1 pseudogene is annotated in these 1,661 nt (G+C 31.8%); it reads right to left on the reverse strand.

Going from position 1 to position 1,661, the window contains the following annotated elements:
* Positions 1-128 precede the first annotated feature (128 nt).
* Positions 129-743, reverse strand: a pseudogene (locus ACRRVB_RS00895) (IS6 family transposase); the annotation flags it as partial.
* Positions 744-1,661 lie beyond the last annotated feature (918 nt).

The raw sequence follows: 1,661 nt of genomic DNA on the forward strand, positions 1-1,661 counted from the left end.
CAATATAGTTGATATTCAGTTTATTATATGAAAATTGATGGAAGAAAATGACATCAACTTTTATTCTTAATTAATTGATTAACAGACTTTTTAAACCAAAATCAGACAAACCGGGCTTTTAGTCAAAACACCCCTGTAATGGTAATGTTTGCAGCCTGGAAACTCTTAAACCCTAGCATGGGTTTTATCCGTTTTTTGATAAATCTATGGTCTTGTTCAACTCTATTATTCAAGTATTTGTTTTGAAATATTTCAATCTTATGGTCTTGATCTAGTTCTATATTTAAAGCATCAAGAGCAGATTTATTACTACCACTTTTGTCAACTACAACTTTGGATGGAGTATTATTTTCTTTGATAGCCTTATTAAAAAAAGAAAGAGCTGCAGATTTGTCTCTACGTTCACTTAGAAAAAATTCAACTGTATCTCCATAACGATCTACTGCTCTATATAAATAGATCCATTTCCCATTTAGTTTCACGTAAGTTTCATCCATTCTCCAACTACTACCGACTGGACGTTTTCTTTTTCTAACTTCTTGATCTATTAGTGGAACAAATTTTATAACCCATCTTTGTAAAGTAGAATGATCAATTTTTGCGCCTCTAATATGCATCATCTCTTCCAGATCTCTATAGCTTAATGAAAAACGGCATTTCATATACACAAATAAAAGAATTAACTCCGGGGATGAACAAAACCCTTTAAAATATGGCAATAATCTGGGCGTAATATTAAACATCTAAACAAAATTTTAAACTAAAATCTAAATTTAATCCTTTCTTTACACACATGCGACAGAACCGTTTATTGTCCCACTTTGGGAGAAAAACCCCGTACTTGCAGTGCGTCGTTTCAACATATTTGGCAATTAAAGGTTCAATTTTGTAAAAAAGTAATCTGTTTGTAAGAAATTCTAGTACTGTTACAGATCAAATGATCAAGGATTATGTTGATAGACATGGATAAATAAAAGATAAACTTGGAGACTTTCAAGTCGAAAACTAGCTGTGGCTAAGGCATTCATGCCGTAATCTTAAGCCCTGTATTTGCAATTCAGGGTGAATTAACTGGTTAACAAATAATTTATACCCTAAATCAGACAAACCGGTCTTTTAGTCAAAACACCCCAAATATAGAGACATCATAAAAAGATATGGTCTAATAAAACCTTATCTGCCTCATTCTGTACTATATAATTACTGCCAGTTTTCTTGTTGAAGAGCCGGATATGGGAAATCTGTAAGTCCGGTTCCGTGAGGGATTCAGGGAGTAATCCCTGAATCTACTCGATAATCTGTAAATAGCCAATTCCGCAGAGTTACTAAAAATAAAAGAGTGTTCCCTAACGATATAGCTGTTTTTAAAACCTTATATTTAACTATTAACTATATGACAAAAAAGTGGACCATGCCTATTCATAATTGGAGTGAGGCTATAGCACATTTTTTAATTAAATTTGAAAAGAGAATCCAATAATCCTAAAAATAATTTACACACTTAACTGGACAGAGCCGCCTATCCGGTAGAACCTATTTCTGTAATTTTTTATATTTATCAAAAAATTTATCCAAAAATTCTAAGAAATTTTCAGAAAATTTTACAGAATTAGCATGATCATCTATACGATATATACAACCTTTTAAATCTTCTTCAAGAG

Origin of the sequence: Candidatus Cardinium hertigii (assembly GCF_050864855.1) — a bacterium.
GTDB lineage: Bacteria > Bacteroidota > Bacteroidia > Cytophagales > Amoebophilaceae > Cardinium > Cardinium hertigii_C.